General features: G+C 37.3%; 16 protein-coding genes. 5 read left to right on the top strand and 11 right to left on the bottom strand.

The window, feature by feature from the left end:
- Window positions 1–66 precede the first annotated feature (66 nt).
- Window positions 67–2,379, top strand: coding sequence for a S9 family peptidase (locus tag QQK06_RS11775; RefSeq protein ID WP_284244878.1), 2,313 nt, complete (start codon window positions 67–69; stop codon window positions 2,377–2,379).
- Between the two features lie 77 nt (window positions 2,380–2,456).
- Here QQK06_RS11775 and QQK06_RS11770 read toward each other — a convergent pair whose 3' ends face one another.
- Window positions 2,457–2,900: a DUF3592 domain-containing protein gene (locus QQK06_RS11770; protein WP_284244877.1), complete on the bottom strand. Its 444-nt coding sequence runs from the start codon at window positions 2,898–2,900 to the stop codon at window positions 2,457–2,459.
- A gap of 238 nt (window positions 2,901–3,138) precedes the next feature.
- Between QQK06_RS11770 and QQK06_RS11765 the strand changes: the two genes are divergently transcribed.
- Window positions 3,139–3,453, top strand: a complete 315-nt coding sequence (locus QQK06_RS11765) for a DUF4389 domain-containing protein (protein ID WP_284244876.1) — start codon at window positions 3,139–3,141, stop codon at window positions 3,451–3,453.
- 88 nt (window positions 3,454–3,541) lie between these two features.
- Here the strand turns inward: QQK06_RS11765 and QQK06_RS11760 are convergent, their stop codons facing one another.
- The 4 genes from QQK06_RS11760 to efp form a co-directional block, all read right to left on the bottom strand.
- Window positions 3,542–5,062, bottom strand: coding sequence for a hypothetical protein (locus QQK06_RS11760; RefSeq protein WP_284244875.1), 1,521 nt, complete (start codon window positions 5,060–5,062; stop codon window positions 3,542–3,544).
- A gap of 126 nt (window positions 5,063–5,188) precedes the next feature.
- Window positions 5,189–6,682, bottom strand: a complete 1,494-nt coding sequence (locus QQK06_RS11755; RefSeq protein WP_284244874.1) for a hypothetical protein — start codon at window positions 6,680–6,682, stop codon at window positions 5,189–5,191.
- Between the two features lie 163 nt (window positions 6,683–6,845).
- Window positions 6,846–9,209, bottom strand: a complete 2,364-nt coding sequence (locus QQK06_RS11750; RefSeq protein ID WP_284244873.1) for an Ig-like domain-containing protein — start codon at window positions 9,207–9,209, stop codon at window positions 6,846–6,848.
- Window positions 9,210–9,370: 161 nt separating this feature from the next.
- Complete coding sequence (gene efp / locus QQK06_RS11745) at window positions 9,371–9,940, bottom strand: elongation factor P (RefSeq protein ID WP_284244872.1); 570 nt, start codon at window positions 9,938–9,940, stop codon at window positions 9,371–9,373.
- 44 nt (window positions 9,941–9,984) lie between these two features.
- Between efp and epmB the strand changes: the two genes are divergently transcribed.
- From epmB to QQK06_RS11730, 3 genes are all read left to right on the top strand, one after another.
- On the top strand, window positions 9,985–11,001 hold the full coding sequence (epmB, locus tag QQK06_RS11740; RefSeq protein ID WP_284244871.1) for an EF-P beta-lysylation protein EpmB: 1,017 nt from the start codon (window positions 9,985–9,987) through the stop codon (window positions 10,999–11,001).
- Between the two features lie 32 nt (window positions 11,002–11,033).
- On the top strand, window positions 11,034–11,339 hold the full coding sequence (locus QQK06_RS11735) for a hypothetical protein (RefSeq protein WP_284244870.1): 306 nt from the start codon (window positions 11,034–11,036) through the stop codon (window positions 11,337–11,339).
- An 82-nt stretch (window positions 11,340–11,421) separates the two neighbouring features.
- A complete protein-coding gene (locus QQK06_RS11730) occupies window positions 11,422–12,441 on the top strand; it encodes a DUF4382 domain-containing protein (protein WP_284244869.1) in 1,020 nt (339 codons plus the stop codon).
- Window positions 12,442–12,507: 66 nt separating this feature from the next.
- Here the strand turns inward: QQK06_RS11730 and QQK06_RS11725 are convergent, their stop codons facing one another.
- The 6 genes from QQK06_RS11725 to QQK06_RS11700 form a co-directional block, all read right to left on the bottom strand.
- Window positions 12,508–13,008, bottom strand: a complete 501-nt coding sequence (locus QQK06_RS11725) for a DUF3016 domain-containing protein (protein WP_284244868.1) — start codon at window positions 13,006–13,008, stop codon at window positions 12,508–12,510.
- Window positions 13,009–13,196: 188 nt separating this feature from the next.
- Window positions 13,197–13,775: a DUF2238 domain-containing protein gene (locus QQK06_RS11720; RefSeq protein WP_284244867.1), complete on the bottom strand. Its 579-nt coding sequence runs from the start codon at window positions 13,773–13,775 to the stop codon at window positions 13,197–13,199.
- A gap of 59 nt (window positions 13,776–13,834) precedes the next feature.
- Entirely contained in the window at window positions 13,835–14,140 is a 306-nt protein-coding gene (locus QQK06_RS11715; RefSeq protein WP_284244866.1) for a hypothetical protein, read from the bottom strand.
- Window positions 14,137–14,589 carry an RDD family protein gene (locus tag QQK06_RS11710; protein ID WP_284244865.1) on the bottom strand — a complete coding sequence of 151 codons (453 nt, stop codon included), beginning with the start codon at window positions 14,587–14,589 and terminating at the stop codon, window positions 14,137–14,139. Before QQK06_RS11710 ends, QQK06_RS11715 begins: the two co-directional genes overlap by 4 nt.
- A 221-nt stretch (window positions 14,590–14,810) precedes the next feature.
- Window positions 14,811–15,950, bottom strand: coding sequence for a porin (locus QQK06_RS11705; RefSeq protein WP_284244864.1), 1,140 nt, complete (start codon window positions 15,948–15,950; stop codon window positions 14,811–14,813).
- 11 nt (window positions 15,951–15,961) lie between these two features.
- Entirely contained in the window at window positions 15,962–16,402 is a 441-nt protein-coding gene (locus QQK06_RS11700; protein ID WP_284244863.1) for a type 2 periplasmic-binding domain-containing protein, read from the bottom strand.
- Window positions 16,403–16,614: the final 212 nt, after the last annotated feature.

Here is a 16,614-nt window from a genome sequence, read left to right as displayed (position 1 = left end):
CAAAAAGCATTGCTTACAAATTGTATACAATTTAAAGTAACGGCAAGGTTTTAAAAGGAAACACTTATGCAACTCTCTACAATGCAGCGCTGGCTAGTTGGCGCCGTAATAACAACAACAGTGATTGCTTGCCAAAGCACGACAACCACTAAACAAACACAAGTTAAGCAAGCAACAAAAAATCCCCTAACTTTAGAGCGCATCTACAAAGATCGTGAATTTAGCTCAGATCATATCGGCCGTATTCGCTGGTTAAAAGATGGCAGCGGTTACACCGCTTTAGAAGACTCCGCCGAGACTAAAAATGAGCAAGGTAAAGCCGTTAGCATAGGTAAAGATATTGTAGTCTATGCTCCTGATACATTAAAACGGACAATATTAGTTAACGCTCAACAATTGATCCCACAGGGGCAATCAGAGCCGTTAAAAATTGACGATTATAGCTGGTCAGCTGATCGCCAAAAATTAATGATTTACACCAATAGTAAAAAAGTCTGGCGCTCAAAAAGTCGCGGCGATTACTGGGTGCTTGAGTTAAACTCGGGTAAGTTGTCGCGCTTAGGTGGCAAAGATGTAAAAGACAGCAGCCTAATGTTTGCCAAGTTTTCTCCTGATGCTAGCCGTGTTGCCTATGTGGTAGAAAATAATATTTACCTAGAAAACCTAGCGTCACAAAAAATCACTCAGTTAACTGATAGCGCAGGTAACGGCATTATTAACGGTTTATTTGACTGGGTATACGAAGAAGAATTTGGTATTCGTGATGGTTTCCGCTGGAGTCCTGATGGTAAAAAAATAGCTTATTGGCAGCTTGATACCAGTGGTAGTAAAGATTTCCACATGATCAATAACACCGATAGTTTATACCCTAAGATTACTACCTTCCCTTACCCTAAGGTAGGTGAAACTAACGCGTTAGCAAAGATTGGTATTGTCGATTTAGCAACCAGTAAAACCACTTGGGCAAAAATTCCGAATAATTCTCGCGATATGTATATTCCGCGGATGAACTGGACTGGCAATAGCGACGAAATATTAGTGCAACATTTAAACCGCAAGCAAGATCATAATATTTTATACCTGACAAACGTTGCCACAGGTAAGGTAAACGAGATTTACACTGAGCTTGATGAAAACTTTCTTGATGGTATTAAAGATGCGAAATGGATCAATGATGGCAAACACTTTATTTGGACCAGTGAAACTTCAGGTTGGCGTCACTTCTACAGCATTTCACGCGATGGTAAAACCAAGCTTGACCTAACACCCGGTCACTTTGATGTTATTAGCATAGAAGCCGTCGACGAAAAAAATGGCTGGTTATATTACATAGCTTCACCTAAAAATGTTAGCCAGCGATATTTATTTAGAAGTAAATTAGACGCCAGTGAAGTTAATCAACAAATGACTCCTGAGCGCTTTGCCGGTAGTAACAGCTACCATATGTCGCCAGACGGTCAATGGGCAATTCATACCCACTCTACTTTTACCCAACCTGCACAAAAACGTTTAATAAAAGTAGAAAACCACCAAGAACAACATATGATGATGGATAATAAGGCGTTGATTGAAAAATTAACGCAATTAACGCCAGCACAGCATGAATTTTTTCAAGTAACCGCTCAAGATGGTATCGTGTTGGATGGTTATATCATGCGTCCTGCTGATTTTGATCCTAAGAAAAAGTATCCAATTATTTTCTATGTTTATGGTGAAGCTTGGGGACAAACCGTACAAGACAAATGGCGTGGCAACTCATACCTTTGGGATCAAATGTTGACGGAGAAAGGTTACTTAGTTGCATCGATTGATAACCGCGGCACCCGCGCACCTAAAGGCAGAAAATGGCGCAAAGAAGTCTACGGCGCCATTGGTGTATTATCGTCACGTGATCAATCAGATGCGTTAAACGCCATGGCCGAGCGCTGGAATTATATTGATACGAATCGCGTAGGGATTTGGGGACATTCTGGTGGCGGCTCGATGACTTTAAACATGCTATTTCGTTATCCTGAGCAATATCATGTAGGTGTTTCATTAGCGCCAGTACCAGATCAGCGTTTGTACGATACCATTTACCAAGAGCGATACTCAGGCATATTAGCAGATAACGAGGAAGGCTATAAATTAGGCTCACCTATTACTCATGCCAAAAACTTAAAAGGCAACTTATTGTTGGTACATGGCACAGGTGATGACAACGTGCATTATCAAGGTTCGGAACGCTTGATTAATGAATTAGTTAAATATAATAAACAGTTCCAGTTTATGTCGTATCCAAACCGCAGTCATGGTTTATGGGAAGGAGAAGGTACGACCCTACACCTGCAAACAATGAAGACTAATTACTTTGACCGTTATTTAATGAATCGTCATTAATAATTATTAGTTTACTAAACATTTGAATAAAAAAGCCTGCAATTGCAGGCTTTTTTATTGGCGTAAAAGGAAGCTCTTTATTGAGCAAAATGAAACAGCAAAAAGATCCCACCACCAAATATTGTTGTCAGAAGGTAAGAGCGCCATCCAGGGATAATTAACATACTTTTCTTTGGTTTTGTTGGATGATGATATACACGTACTTGCTCTCCTCGCCCTTGCTCAATGTAACGAGTCAAAAAACCAGGAATATTCCTTAATGCGCCAGAACCTGTCATTTCCCAAGCAGACACACGACTGCCATAATAAACCTCTCCACCTACTTGATAACGATACAAAGCTGTTAACATCCAACTCTGCTCTGCGGCTGAATTATCATAACTTAATTGAGTATTCTTTAGTTCCGCCAACTCTCCCCAAACAGGTTGCCATTGAGACATCCGCCACTGGAAAAATAATGAGATAGACGTCATAGCCAGCACATACACTTTAATTCCCAGCATAAGCAATTCATCTGTCATTGAATGATTCCTTTTAACCATTAGGATTTAACATCGTTAAACTGATATTCAGCTTATCTTCTTGAACGATAAAAGCACAACTTAAACATGCAAAAATTGGTCAATCTAACCGTTATCTGGTCTAATTCAACGAAAGGCTAACCAGAATCAAATATAACCACCTGATATTAAATGATTAATTTGTTGGTTTTATTTTTGCTTTGTATTATTCAATAAGCATTAAAAGAGGCAAGATTTCATGTATAGAGCAACTAACGAAACCACTAGAAATTGGCAAAATACCAGCGTATGGCTAAGAGGGCTATTTATGCTACTGTTTGGTTTTATCGGTGGCTTTGCGCGATTTTTAGTCACCATCATTGCAGTATTCCAGTTCTTTTCTTTATTGCTGACCAGAAAAGCTAATGCGCCGCTGAAATCCTTTGGCGAGAGTTTAAACAATTATATCTATCAGATTAATCAATTCTTAACTGTGAATTCTGAACAATACCCATTCCCGTTAAGCAGCTGGCCAGATGAAAAACCTGTCTATCGCTATTCACCTAGAGATTAATTAAATAACTTATAAAAGAAAAAGCTCATTCAACTTTAACCAAATGAGCTTTATATAATGAAACAACTTCAACACAGTTACATGGCAACTATCTGTTTTGTTTACTTTTAAATAGCCTTTTCATTTTAATTGCTGACGTTACTTGTGGTATAATTTTCGTTGTTTTAAACATTTGAAGTTTTTCAATAGCTTTGCTAGTTAAATCTGTTGGAGGCTTTGTATCTGCAAATAAAATATCTGTCTCTTCTAACAAAATATCAAAGTTCAGCATTACATATTTATTATTGTCCCAACGAGTCTCACCATCTAAATACGAAAATTCAGTAGCTTTGTGCTGTAAATAATCTTGATACCCACTAACGCCTTCATAGCCGTCTAAATAAATAGTGCTACTAACCAAAGTAACATCATTTCGGATTTTCCAATCAGCAATGATACTTTCTAAATCAATACTACTAATCTCCGGAATAGTTCCATGAAGGGGCATAGTAATTTCCCACCAGAGTGCATTTTCATTATTTGCTGTTTTAGCCGTAACTCGCATATGAAAAACATCAAATTCATCGTACGTCGTAAAATCGTAGCCACTTGAGTCATCTGAAATTAAGTAAACAAACTCATTAGAATCTAGATTTGATAAAACGATATCATTATTACCTTGAGGTTCAAATTTCTTAGCCCCATGTGAACTAAATTCAATAGACTCTATACCGTCAACATTTAAATGCTCGCCTTCCCAAGCTGTAATATATGCTTTATTAACTCCATCAATAAGATAATAATAAAATGGTGAGTTATCATCATCATACCATGAAAAATCACGCTGAATAACACGCTCCCCAGATCTTACTTCATACATTCTAACCGGTGCCGACAAACCATTACCAATAACGTCAAAATTAAATGCTTCTCCAATATAATCTGTCGTTAAAACTTCCGTTCCTTGAAATTTGTTCTTAAATGCCGCGACAGAACCTCCATAGTAAGGTGCAGTAATACGTACAAACTTATCACCAAACCCTTCTGAGTTAACATGACAAGTAATATTACCTTTAAGCAAAATTCCGGTGTCAGTATACTCAAATGGATAACTAGAACGTCCATCATTACCGACCCTAAATTCACCTGATAATATGTCACTATCTGAATCAACTCTTATATCGGTTGTTTGGCAATTACACTGTGATTTGTCACCTGTTTTTACATAAATCGAGCCAATATCAGCCAAAGGTTGTTCAACTATAGTTTTCACTCTTAATTGAACATACCCTTCATCATCGGCATTCCCTATATATGCAATAGAAACATTTGCTTTATCACTCTCATCTTCATACACCATAACACCGTCTTCATCAGGTGATATCACTTCTTTACTAGTAAAGTCGGCATTATGAATAATCAAACGGGCATCAGAGCTAGTCGTTTTATTTCCGCAGTAATCCTGGTATTCAACCTTAACTTTTAAAATATTTTTAACTGGTTCAACCGGAGTAGTCGGGTTAGTTGAATTAGTAGACTGAGTATTTATATTTGTTGAACTACTCCCACCTCCACCACCACCACAAGCAGCAGTCAAAAGTAACAGTGAAAATAAAGCAGTTTTTTTCATTATCAATTCCTTGAATTTTTTGTTATTAAATTTGAGAAATTAGATGGTTTAATCACCTAAGAATTTATTTAAACGAAAGTCCAGTAATATCCTGAGCTAAGTATAATTTAACTACTAATATAGTTACTAATGATATTGTTTAACCCTTGGTAATCCGTTCAATTTCGAACTTATTTTTTCAGGTTGTATGGTTTCGGCTACATTAGCCATTTGAATTTTCCTAATGGCCTGACTAGTAAAGTTGGCAAGAGGCTTAATATTACCCATTGGAATATCAATATCAGCTACAGCGACATCAACACCAAAATAAACGGACTTAAATTCGTCCCAACGAGTTTCGTCAGCCAAAAATTTAAACTCAGTGTGATTATTTGTAATATAATCCTGATATCCATTCACTTCTTGATAACCTTCCAAAGCAATTGATGTAGAAATAAGATTCACATTTGTCTTTAATTTCCAGTCAGCTATGATATTTTCTATATCTAAATGACTAAACTCTGGAAACTGCCCTTTTAATGGCATTATAATTTGCCAAAAAAACTCTAAACTCTCATCATCCTCTTCACGCCCTATAACCTCCATATTTAAAAAGTCAAAATCAGTATAAGCAGAAAAATCATAACTGGAGAAATCACTTTGAATTGCATTCACAAAGTCATCAGAACTTAGATCTGGCAATATAATATCGTTATCCCCCAATGGGTCATAACGCTTGGATACATACCTTTCAAAAACCGCATTTTCCAAGTCTACATTAACAGTTTCATAACCCCACCCCGCTATATATTCCTTATTCAAGCTATTGTAAGGATAATAATAAAATGGAGATGAATCATTCCATAAAAAATCACGCCTAAAAAGCTCTCCGTCGGCCCAAGTTTCATATATTCTAAAAACAGAATTACTACCGATAACATTGAAAAGAAAGCTTTCACCTTGATATTCAGTAGTCAATATATCTGATGGTTGGTAGCCCTTTTTATAGGCGGCAACAGAGCCACCATAGTTAGGAGCTGTAATTGTGACTAGCTTATCTCCAAAACCTTGTGAGTTTACGTGACACGCTTCATATCCTTTAATTAATACTCCCGTTTCTGTGCTTTCATATGATACTTTTTGCAATGCATTAACTTTTATATTGAAATCACCAGTTAATAAATCGCTAGTTGAATCAACTTTTAAATCAACATCTTCACAATGACATAGTGTACGATCTTCTGTTTTTAAAGTAATTGAACCAATATCCAATAAAGGTTGCTCCATTAATGTTTTCACTCTTAATTGAACATATCCTTCTTTATCCGTGAATCCTGGATAGACGATAGAAACATTTGCTTTATCACTCTCAGCTTCATACACCATAACACCGTATTCATCAGGTGATATCACTTCTTTATTAGTAAAATCAGCATTATGAATAATTAAACGGGCATCATGGCTAGCCGTTTTATTTCCGCAGTAATCCTGATATTCAACCTTAACTTTTAAAACATTTGTTACAGGATCAACTGAAGTAGTTGGATTTGTTGGATTAGTATTTGAACTACTTGAGCTACCGCCTCCACCGCCACATGCAGCGGTCAACAGTAATAACGGAAGTAAAACTCTTTTTTTCATTATCAATTCCTTGAATTTTTTGTTATTTGAATATTTTGTCATTTGAGTTGTTAGCTAATTTTATTAGCTAACTTATTGTTTCTATTTATCTAAATAAAAGCTCAGCAATATGCTGAGCTCAAATTGTTAACATATTTGGTTTTGTTACAACCTACACAAGTTCTTAATGTAGTGTTTGATTAACCTTATGTAATTTTTTCATATTTAATAAACTTGTTGACGCTTTATCTTTATCACTTTGTGCATTTGGAGTGTTACCTCTTGGTGTTAAAGTAAAAAATGTGACATTCTTACGTCGAATTTCAAACGGTTCGCCATAACTATTAGATATTAAAACATATAACCGGTTATTATTGCGACGCATTGGAATAATTTCAAATTTACCCCAAACATTTAGTGGAAATCTCATTCCTTCATTCATTGTCAGCTTTGTTCCTTGCTCATTAAGCGTCCACTCATTGTAATAACGATTAAAGCGCTCATTCTCTTCAAACGTGCCCTGGTCTTCAGATGGGTTTCCCTCAATACCAAAATTACCATTGTTATCATAAAACCAAAATGCAAACGTAAAAGATGCAAGTGTTCCGTGAAACTGCGAATAATAATCGTTATAGTTAAGATAAAAAATAGTTTCATAGTTATAAATTTGAAAACCGTTTTCATCTATATCTCCCCAGTTAACGCTATCTTTTTCTTGGTAATGGTGGTCTAATAGACCATAATTGGGAACCCAGCCCCAGTCAGCTCCTTCATCAATAAAATGCCAGTAATTATTTGTCAAATCTTCAGTTGAAAGCTTAATATCACTTTGCTGCTTTATCATCAGATCAGCGAAAGTTCTGATAATATTTTTATTGCTATCAAAAATGGTTAATTGCACATTAGTCACGCCGTCATCTTCTTCAAACATTTTCTGGTATTGTATAGAGCGACCATCAGCCAAAGAGATAACTAACTGACCATCATCGTTAATTGACCAAGTTGATGAATCGTTTGAATTTAATGTACCATCTGAATGAAACACTAAAATATCAGCAAAGATATTCTTATCAGCTTGATGAAAAATTACCGGTAAAGCATAAGTAGCAGTACCCGCTGTAAGTTCATTAGCAGTAAAAGATAATGATGAGCTGTGTTTTTTAGCGGTTGCTGCAATTTGTAAAATGTCACCACTTCGATTGTATTGATTGTCATCGTAAGTTGCATTATAGCTAGCTGTTACTATGTAAGCGTCAACGGTCTCAGGTGAAGTTAGGCGAACTAATGTCAGTTCAGTTAACTCTTGAATGCCATTAATTAAGGTGCTTTCTCCGCCATTTTGGTCTGTAAACGATAATTCTTGAGTCACAGGTGAACTGAAAACGATAGTAAGACTATGCTTATCATTAATTGACCAGTTAAAAGTAAGTTTATTTAGCGGTTCTCCTTTTTGGGTATACATAACACCTGACTGGTCATCATTAAATTGTAATTTCCAACCAGCTGTCGGTTGACTACGATAATAGCTATAAAGTTGCGTCCCAAAAGTTAAATAAAGCGTTTCTGGGATATCTTCTAAGGATAGAGGAGTCGTTAACTCATTATCATTGGCTATTGCCGCGAACAATTCTTGCATCTTGCTATCAGAGACATTCTCGATCAGATTACTAGCGAGTTCTTCGTTCAGTGCCAGATCTAGCACAGTATCAACTCCGAGCGGCATAGTTGCATTCGGGTTATCGACAATACTTTTAATTGCCGCGGCAAGTTCTAATACCGAATGAGCATTCAGCTTTGATTCCAACATCTCTAATTCTGCTTGATTAGTTGCTGGTTCGTTATTATTAGCTCGAGTCGTTAACGCATAAGAAGCGGTTGTAATATTAGTAACATTTACACCTTGTAGTTCAGACTTTTCTATAATGTTATCATCACCTTTGACTGAATAGATTTTTTCTACGCTACCAACTTGGCTGACAAGCTCGACATTGTCTTGATTGTCTTGCCCCGTAGCATGAATAGTGACAAAGCTGTTCCAGCTATTACTGGAAATATCCAAAGAATAATTGCCAGCATTATCGGCTAAGACTTCAACAGATTGCTCTCCGATTGATGCAACTACTACTGCATTAGCAATAGGCTCATCAGTTACTTTACCCTTCAATGTTAATGTAACACTAACATCAACCTCTACTGTTGCAGAGGCACTTCCTCCGTTACCATCATTTATTTCATAAGTAATAGTTTCTGTACCTAGAAAGTTATCTTTTGGGGTATATGAAAGAACACCGTTTCCAACAGCCACCGTTCCGCCGTGATCTGTGGTCGCTGATAATATGGTTAACTCATCTCCATCCTTGTCTGAATCATTGGCTAGCACATCAATAGAAATAGTCGTTGATAGAGATGTGCTAATTACATCATTGACAGCAGTAGGAGAATGATTGGTTGGTGTAGAGGGTGTAGCTTTTGGACTACTTGAGCTACCGCCTCCACCGCCACATGCGGCGGTCAACAGTAATAACGGAAGTAAAACTCTTTTTTTCATTATCAATTCCTTGAATTTTTTGTTATTTGAATATTTTGTCATTTGAGTTGTCAGCTAATTTTATTAGCTAACTTATTGTTTCTATTTATCTAAATAAAAGCTCAGCATTTAGCTGAGCCTTTTGATAATTCTGATAACGATCAACAGATAAAATAAAGTTATTATTTACCTGCGCGTGAGACGTATTCGCCTGAGCGTGTATCCACTTTTACCACTTCACCAATTTGTACAAACAGTGGTACACGTACCACGGCACCAGTGCTAAGAGTTGCAGGCTTACCACCAGTGCCCGCTGTATCACCTTTTAAACCGGGATCCGTTTCAGTAATTTCTAACTCAACAAAGTTAGGTGGATCAACAGAAATTGGGTTACCGTTCCAGAACGTGATAGTACAAAGATCACCTTCTACTAACCATTTGGCAACATCGCCAATCGCTTTTTCGTCAGCTGCAACTTGCTCAAACGTTTCATTATTCATAAAATGCCAGAATTCGCCGTCAGCATACAAATAACCTAACTCTGAATCCATTACGTCAGCGCCTTCAACCGACTCGCCTGACTTAAATGTTTTTTCAAGCACTTTGCCTGAAATAAGTTTACGGATTTTAACACGGTTAAATGCTTGGCCTTTACCCGGCTTAACAATTTCGTTTTCTAATATGTTACATGGTTCGCCATCGATCATTAATTTAAGACCGGCTTTGAATTGGTTAGTGCTATAGTTCGCCATAAAATTGTTCTCTTTTTATTAACACAGAGAGTTAAGTAAAATAAATGCCGCAAATCATAACCCAAATTAGTGATAATTTGCATACTTCTTGGCAAAAAGAATTAGCCGAAGTTGTCACTGACCCGAAAAAGTTGCTGGAAATGCTTGAAATTCCTGTCGATGATTATCTCGAGCATTTCAAAGCCCGTGAGTTATTTCCCGTACGAGTACCTAAGCCATTCATTCGCCGTATGCAAAAAGCTGATGTTAACGACCCATTGCTTAAACAAGTGATGCCTTTGTCGCAAGAATATATTGTTAGCGATGGCTTTAGTATTGATCCATTGGAAGAACATGACACGGCAGCAGAAGGGTTATTACATAAATACAAACATCGGGTATTAATGATAGTGAAAGCAGGTTGTGCAATAAACTGCCGTTATTGTTTTCGCCGCCATTTCCCTTATCAGGATAATAGCCCCAACAAACAACGTTGGCAGCAAGCGCTTACTTACATAAAAGAACACACGGAAATCAATGAAGTCATTTTTAGTGGTGGCGATCCTTTAATGGCTAATGATAGTCACTTAACTTGGTTGATCAATCAACTTGAACAAATCCCGCATATTAACCGCTTACGATTTCATACGCGTATGGCAATAGTTATTCCACAACGCATCACTGACGACCTAGTTCAAACATTACAACAGAGCCGCCTAAAATCCACATTAGTGTTTCATATTAATCATCCTAATGAGATTGACCAGCAAGTAATAAATGCAATTGAAAAGCTACGCGCTGCACGTATTCCATTACTCAACCAAAGCGTGTTACTAAAAGGAATTAATGATAATGCTGATGTTTTATGTCTGCTCAGTGAACAATTATTCGATCATGGCATTACCCCATACTACTTACACCTTTTTGATAAAGTACAAGGCGTCGCCCACTTTGATGTTGAAGCAAATAAGGTACAAGACATAGTCAAAACCATGCTAGCAACTTTGCCAGGCTTTTTAATGCCAAAAGTTGTCAGAGAAATTGCTGGTGAAGCTAACAAAACCCCACTAACTTTGGCATAATAGCGTTAATCTTTTCGATACTCTTAATACTTATGACTGCAAACGTAAACCAACAATTAATCGATAATATTTCAATCATTTTAAAAAAATCACTCACTGCAGATGCAACGCTTGCTGATTTACGAGAGAAAAAACTGGCAAGTTTTGAAGCTATCTTTAAAAAAGATGCAGGCTTTAATAGTTCTGCGAATACTTTTCAACCCTATGTCGAAGAAGTTGCCGATGATTTGCTAAAATGGCAACAATCCCAAGATCAAAAGCTATTAATTTCCTTAGTCAAACGCATTGAGCAACTGTTTAGCGTATTAGGAAACTTTGAAAAAACTTACACTCAGTAGTAGAATCAACACGCCCCCTAAAACTATAGTCGTTCTAGACTATAATTATTATTCAACCTTAAAATATAATGAAAGGTAAACCATGAAAATTCCATATAAAGTGGGCGTTTTAAGCGGCCTGATTATTTCCTTAATTTCATGCGGCGGTGGCTCAAGCTCCTCAGATAGCAACACTGTTCCTAATACTCCCAGTGAACCACAACCAGCAAGTTTAACCTTAGGTATCTCTGATGCGCCAGTCGATGATGCGGCAGCCGTCGTGATCACAATAGATAGCGTAACCTTTAAAATGGAGGATGGTGACGACGTTACCTTTGATACTTTCTCAAATGAAGCCGAAGGCATCGAAGATGCTGAGACAGTACAAATCGATCTATTACAATATACAGGTGCCAGTCAATTTAACATCCTAGAAGGCGCCACCATAGCTGCCGGAGATTACAATCAAGTATTTGTTTCAGTATTAACTGACGATATTGATGCCACATATTTAGAAGAAAAAGATGGTGATATCAAGCCGATTAAATTACCAAGCGAACAATTAAAACTTGGTGGTATTACTTTGGCTGATGGCGATGATAACGCCAATGTTACCATCGAATTTAATTTACGCAAATCCATGACCTACAACCCAGGCCCTGACCGTTACATTCTTAAACCTACAGGAGTCAGAGTTGTAGATAATGCCGAATCAGGTTCTATTTCTGGCACGATTGATCTTGATGCCATTAACCAGCTTGGTGTCGACTGTGTTGCTGACAGTAACATGATTTACCTCTATCAAGGTAATGAACTGGATAGCAGCCTACTTGCCGATAACTTTAATAGCGAAGAAGCCAACAACGGCGCTCCAGAAGGGGCAATAGCACCGTTTGATAGCACAGCACCAAGCTTTGATGAAGAAACTCAGCAATATAATTATGAGTTCGGTTTTGTCCCTGCTGGCGATTATACCTTAGCTTATGCCTGTAACTTGGGTGAGGAAGGGGATGATGCTGAAATGTACGACGGTATCGCAATAGCCAATCCGGAAGAACAAATGGCAACCGTGAGCGTTGCAGCTGAACAACAAGCTACACAAGACTTTCCCATTGCTCAGTAATAATAAAGTATATCCATTGATGTACTGACGATAAAAAAAGCCGAACTCAGTTCGGCTTTTTAACAACTATTTTGCGGTATCGTCACTAAATGTTTTTTTAAACCAATCATCAAGCATACGTTTTTCATAACCGAAGCGTTCATTTCTGTATCTCAAGGTAGAACCATACATAAAATTCATATCTTTCAAATTGATTTTATCAGAGCTAATTATATGGTTACTGCTGTCGAATAACTGATATGAAAATTCAATACGAGGATAAAATAATTCTTTTATTATACGGATCCGCCGTATGCCACCAATATGAACATCACCGGCTAAATCAAGATCTGTCACCTCGATATTCAACCTTTGCCCTTCAGGTAACTGTTGCGCTAATTTGGCAAAATGTTTCTCCAAACTAGAAAATACCTGCGCCTTAAATTTCGCGCGATGCTCTTCGCCAGCATAAATATCGTGATAATCATCTGGGTTAGTCCACTTGACCTTAGTAGTTGCGGCTAAAGTTGCTGGAGTGAGCAATAGTGCCAACACTGTCGATAAAATAACTGTGACTTTTTTCATCATGTTGCCCTCAATTTTCCTTCTCACTTTAATTAGACCGTAATTAATGCAAAAAATATGTAATTAATTGTCATTGAGACGAATAAATTCACGCACCATCTGCAAACTATTACAGTCCAACACTAGTTTCAGTTTAACCTATGTAAATGAATTTAAGCTGAATGGTTTCTCGCAATTACCGATACACAGCATTATTTTTCCTGCATGGTCAGTGATTTTAGTTGCTTATCATGTAGCTTATGAAGTAAAGCTAAAGACAATATCGCCCCCAAAAGGGCCAATGCCATATCTGATTGGGTATCCCAAATATAGCCCTGCGTACCTAAAAAAGCTTCAGCATCTTCTCCTGTTAATAATGCTACCCACCATTCAATTAACTCATAAAAAGCACTGAACGCTAAGCAAATAGAGACACAAATAAAATGACACCAACGCTTAGCGCTAACAACATGCTTACGCAGTAAAATTTCTCTGGCAATCAGTGCTGGAACAAAGCCTTGAAAGAAGTGACCAAGCTTGTCGTAATTATTCCTTTCTGCGCCAAACAACCCATCAAAAAATGGTACTTCAGCATAGGTATAATGACCGCCAATCATTAAGACTAGGCAATGGAGTAAAATGAAAAAATATAGTAAAGGTGTTAATCGAAAAGAGTGATAACTAAACGCCAATAACAGAGCACCAATGAGTGCCGGTGCTACTTCTAAAAACCAGGTAAAAAGATCGTGTGGATTAATGACTGACCAAATCAGCACAAGCAAATAACTCATAATCCATAATTGCTTAATTTTTATCTCTCCCTATAGCGTGTTGTTTGCGCGAGTTGATACTATATTTTATCGACGCTGTTTTTACTAATAAATCTTACAGTATGATAAAGGTAAGCACAGGTAAAATAACCGAAAAATTGTCCCGAAAGATAGCAAATCATTTTAGTATTAAAGTCCAATTCTTCAGTAAAAAAACCCAAGAAAAAAATAGCGGGAGCCACCAATACCGAATAACCAGGTAACGTAGCTGGCACCATAAAGTAATTAAAAAAGAATGCAAAAATTCCAATAACTACACCAACAATGCCAAATAAAGTCGAAAATTTATAAGATGACCGTCCATATATTTCTCTAATAACTTTCAATTAACTTCCTCATCAACGACGTTAGCTGAGCTATGCTTAATCACTAATGTGCCAGCTAATTTGTCATGCCAGCCTTGTTTGCGTTTATCTAATCCGACCCAAATAATGCCGAGAAATAAGGGTAACATAGAGACATAATACCCAAGATAACGACCAATACACTGCCTGGTCGAGGGTTTTTCCCCAGTATCTGCATCAATGATTGTCAGCTGACAGACCATTTTTCCCGGTGTTGCCGACATATAACACCAAAAAATAATAATCGCTAATGCAGGCAGCAAATAATTAAACAAAATATGCCACACACCTGATGCCCCTGCACCATTAAGCCAATAATCAGTGCCGTATATCGCAGTTAAAATGGGGCTAATAATCATTAATATAAGTATTGAATCGATAATAGCAGCAGTGGTTCTGAGCCAAAAACCAGCATAGTGATAATCATTCATGGTCGCTCCTCTCCTTAGGCATATGAAAAAGTCTGCTGTTGATATCAATATTAAAAACCAATTTTCAATCGCGGACATTGCGCCCCCAAGAGTCAATGATTAACTAAAGGCGACTAAGATAAAATATATAATTACAGTAATAAATAAAAAAGCCTACCGAAGCAGGCTTTACCATCAAAAGTTTACCCTTATTCTGGTATTGATATCATTAGAGCCGAGTATTAAAAAACAAAATCGACACCTAAACTGATGGTATCTGAATCACCATGATATGCCCAACCTGATGGTTCGTGACCTTGATCGATAAAATGATCATATTGAACTTTAAAAGAGGCATTAGGCAGGAAATTATAACGTAACCCATATCCCATTATATAGTGCTCTTCTAAATCTTTTGTTGGTACTTTCGTTCTTTCATGATCTGCTTTTGAATAAACAATATAAGGTTGATAATCCCCCATATTATAAACCAGCGACACTAAATAGGTGGGAAACTCAGTGCCAAGATCATCATCATAATCAACAAAATTCCAATCAAACAGCAAAGTAAAGCTTTGTATATCTACACTACCGCCAACCCCCATAAACGTTTGAGAAAAAGGAATGTAAGGATCTATGCTACCGTCTTGCTGAATAGTTTCCCTATCTCTATCATTTTGAAAATAGACAAAGCGTATATCAAAATTATCACCTGAGATATTCCAGTTCACCCCAGTAATATCAGTCCAATACTCATTGACTGTTCTTGCTGAACCGCCATATAGTTTATCGTAATACAGCATCTCAACATTATCATCGGAATATTCATTACCGTAGAAAAATGTCACTGAGTTTGCATAGTCCCCCCAGTCAAAGCTATAACTGGCATTCACCCCGTTAAATTGAGTCACCTGCCACCAGTAAAGGTTTGAAGGTGGACGCATCCATGGATAAGCATAACCAACTTCTGAATACTCAGAAAAATAATACATCGGGATATTTCTTCGTCCCGCCATCAACGTTAAGTTATCTGTTGCCCGATACGTTAAATAATACCAATCAAACTCAGGCTCAAAATCATCAACCCCTTTAGCAACAAGCTGGGCCGTTACTTTCAGTTTCGAGCTCAAATCCATCGTCGCCTGTAATGCAAAAATGGACTCGGCATTAAAAGTGATATCATTAGTGTATTGACCAACGTCATAAAAATCTGCGGTTAAAATTTCATCCCGCTTTTGTCCTGGATTTAATGGGTCGTCAACTGTACCCAATGTTTTTCCCGCGATTATCGAGCCAAAGCCACTAAATTTAATGTCCGCTTTCGTTGGTAACGCTACAACAATTACAAACGATATTAAAAGTAAACGTAAATATTTCATCATATTGCCCCTATTCAAAACGTTGCGACGACTTTTACAGCACTGGTTGCCGCAGAGGCATCCATATAACCAATAGCATCAGGATTCGCCGAAATAGCTGCAATAATTTCACTCGTTGATGCCATTTCTTGCGGCGGAGTTCCTTTGCCAGTAAAGATCATTTTTGACCAATAGGCATTGACCTGATTACTGGATTTACCAATCACCTTCTTATTAAACTCTTCAGTGATTGGATCTTTAGGGGTAGCACTGAGCAATATTGCCGCCCGGCCATTGGAAAAAGATTTGGATTTTCCTAAAAAAATTTTTTTTATCGTCGCTTTGTCAAAGCTTGAACTATTGCTCGGATGAACAACAATTGCCACTTCAGCAAAGGCTTGGTTGATAACGATAAGGGATATGATAGAGAGACCTAACACTACTATCCGCTTTACGCTTTTAAAAAGACATAGCATATGCAATTCCTTAGTATTAAATAATAAATCACGTGATACGTTATTGTTTTTATTATTCTTAATTTAAAGGTAGTCATTAAACGAAAAAACACAACAATTGGTTCATAATTTTCTTAGCAGCTGCTGCACTTTGTTTGTATTTGATACGCAAGGCAATTTTTGTGGATGGCAAATAAAAAGCCCACCGAAGCAGGCTTTATCATCAAAAGTTT

Origin of the sequence: Thalassotalea insulae, assembly GCF_030161395.1 — a bacterium.
GTDB lineage: Bacteria > Pseudomonadota > Gammaproteobacteria > Enterobacterales > Alteromonadaceae > Thalassotalea_E > Thalassotalea_E insulae.
Note: the sequence above shows the minus strand (reverse complement) of the source record. Positions and strands in the feature narration are given on the sequence as shown.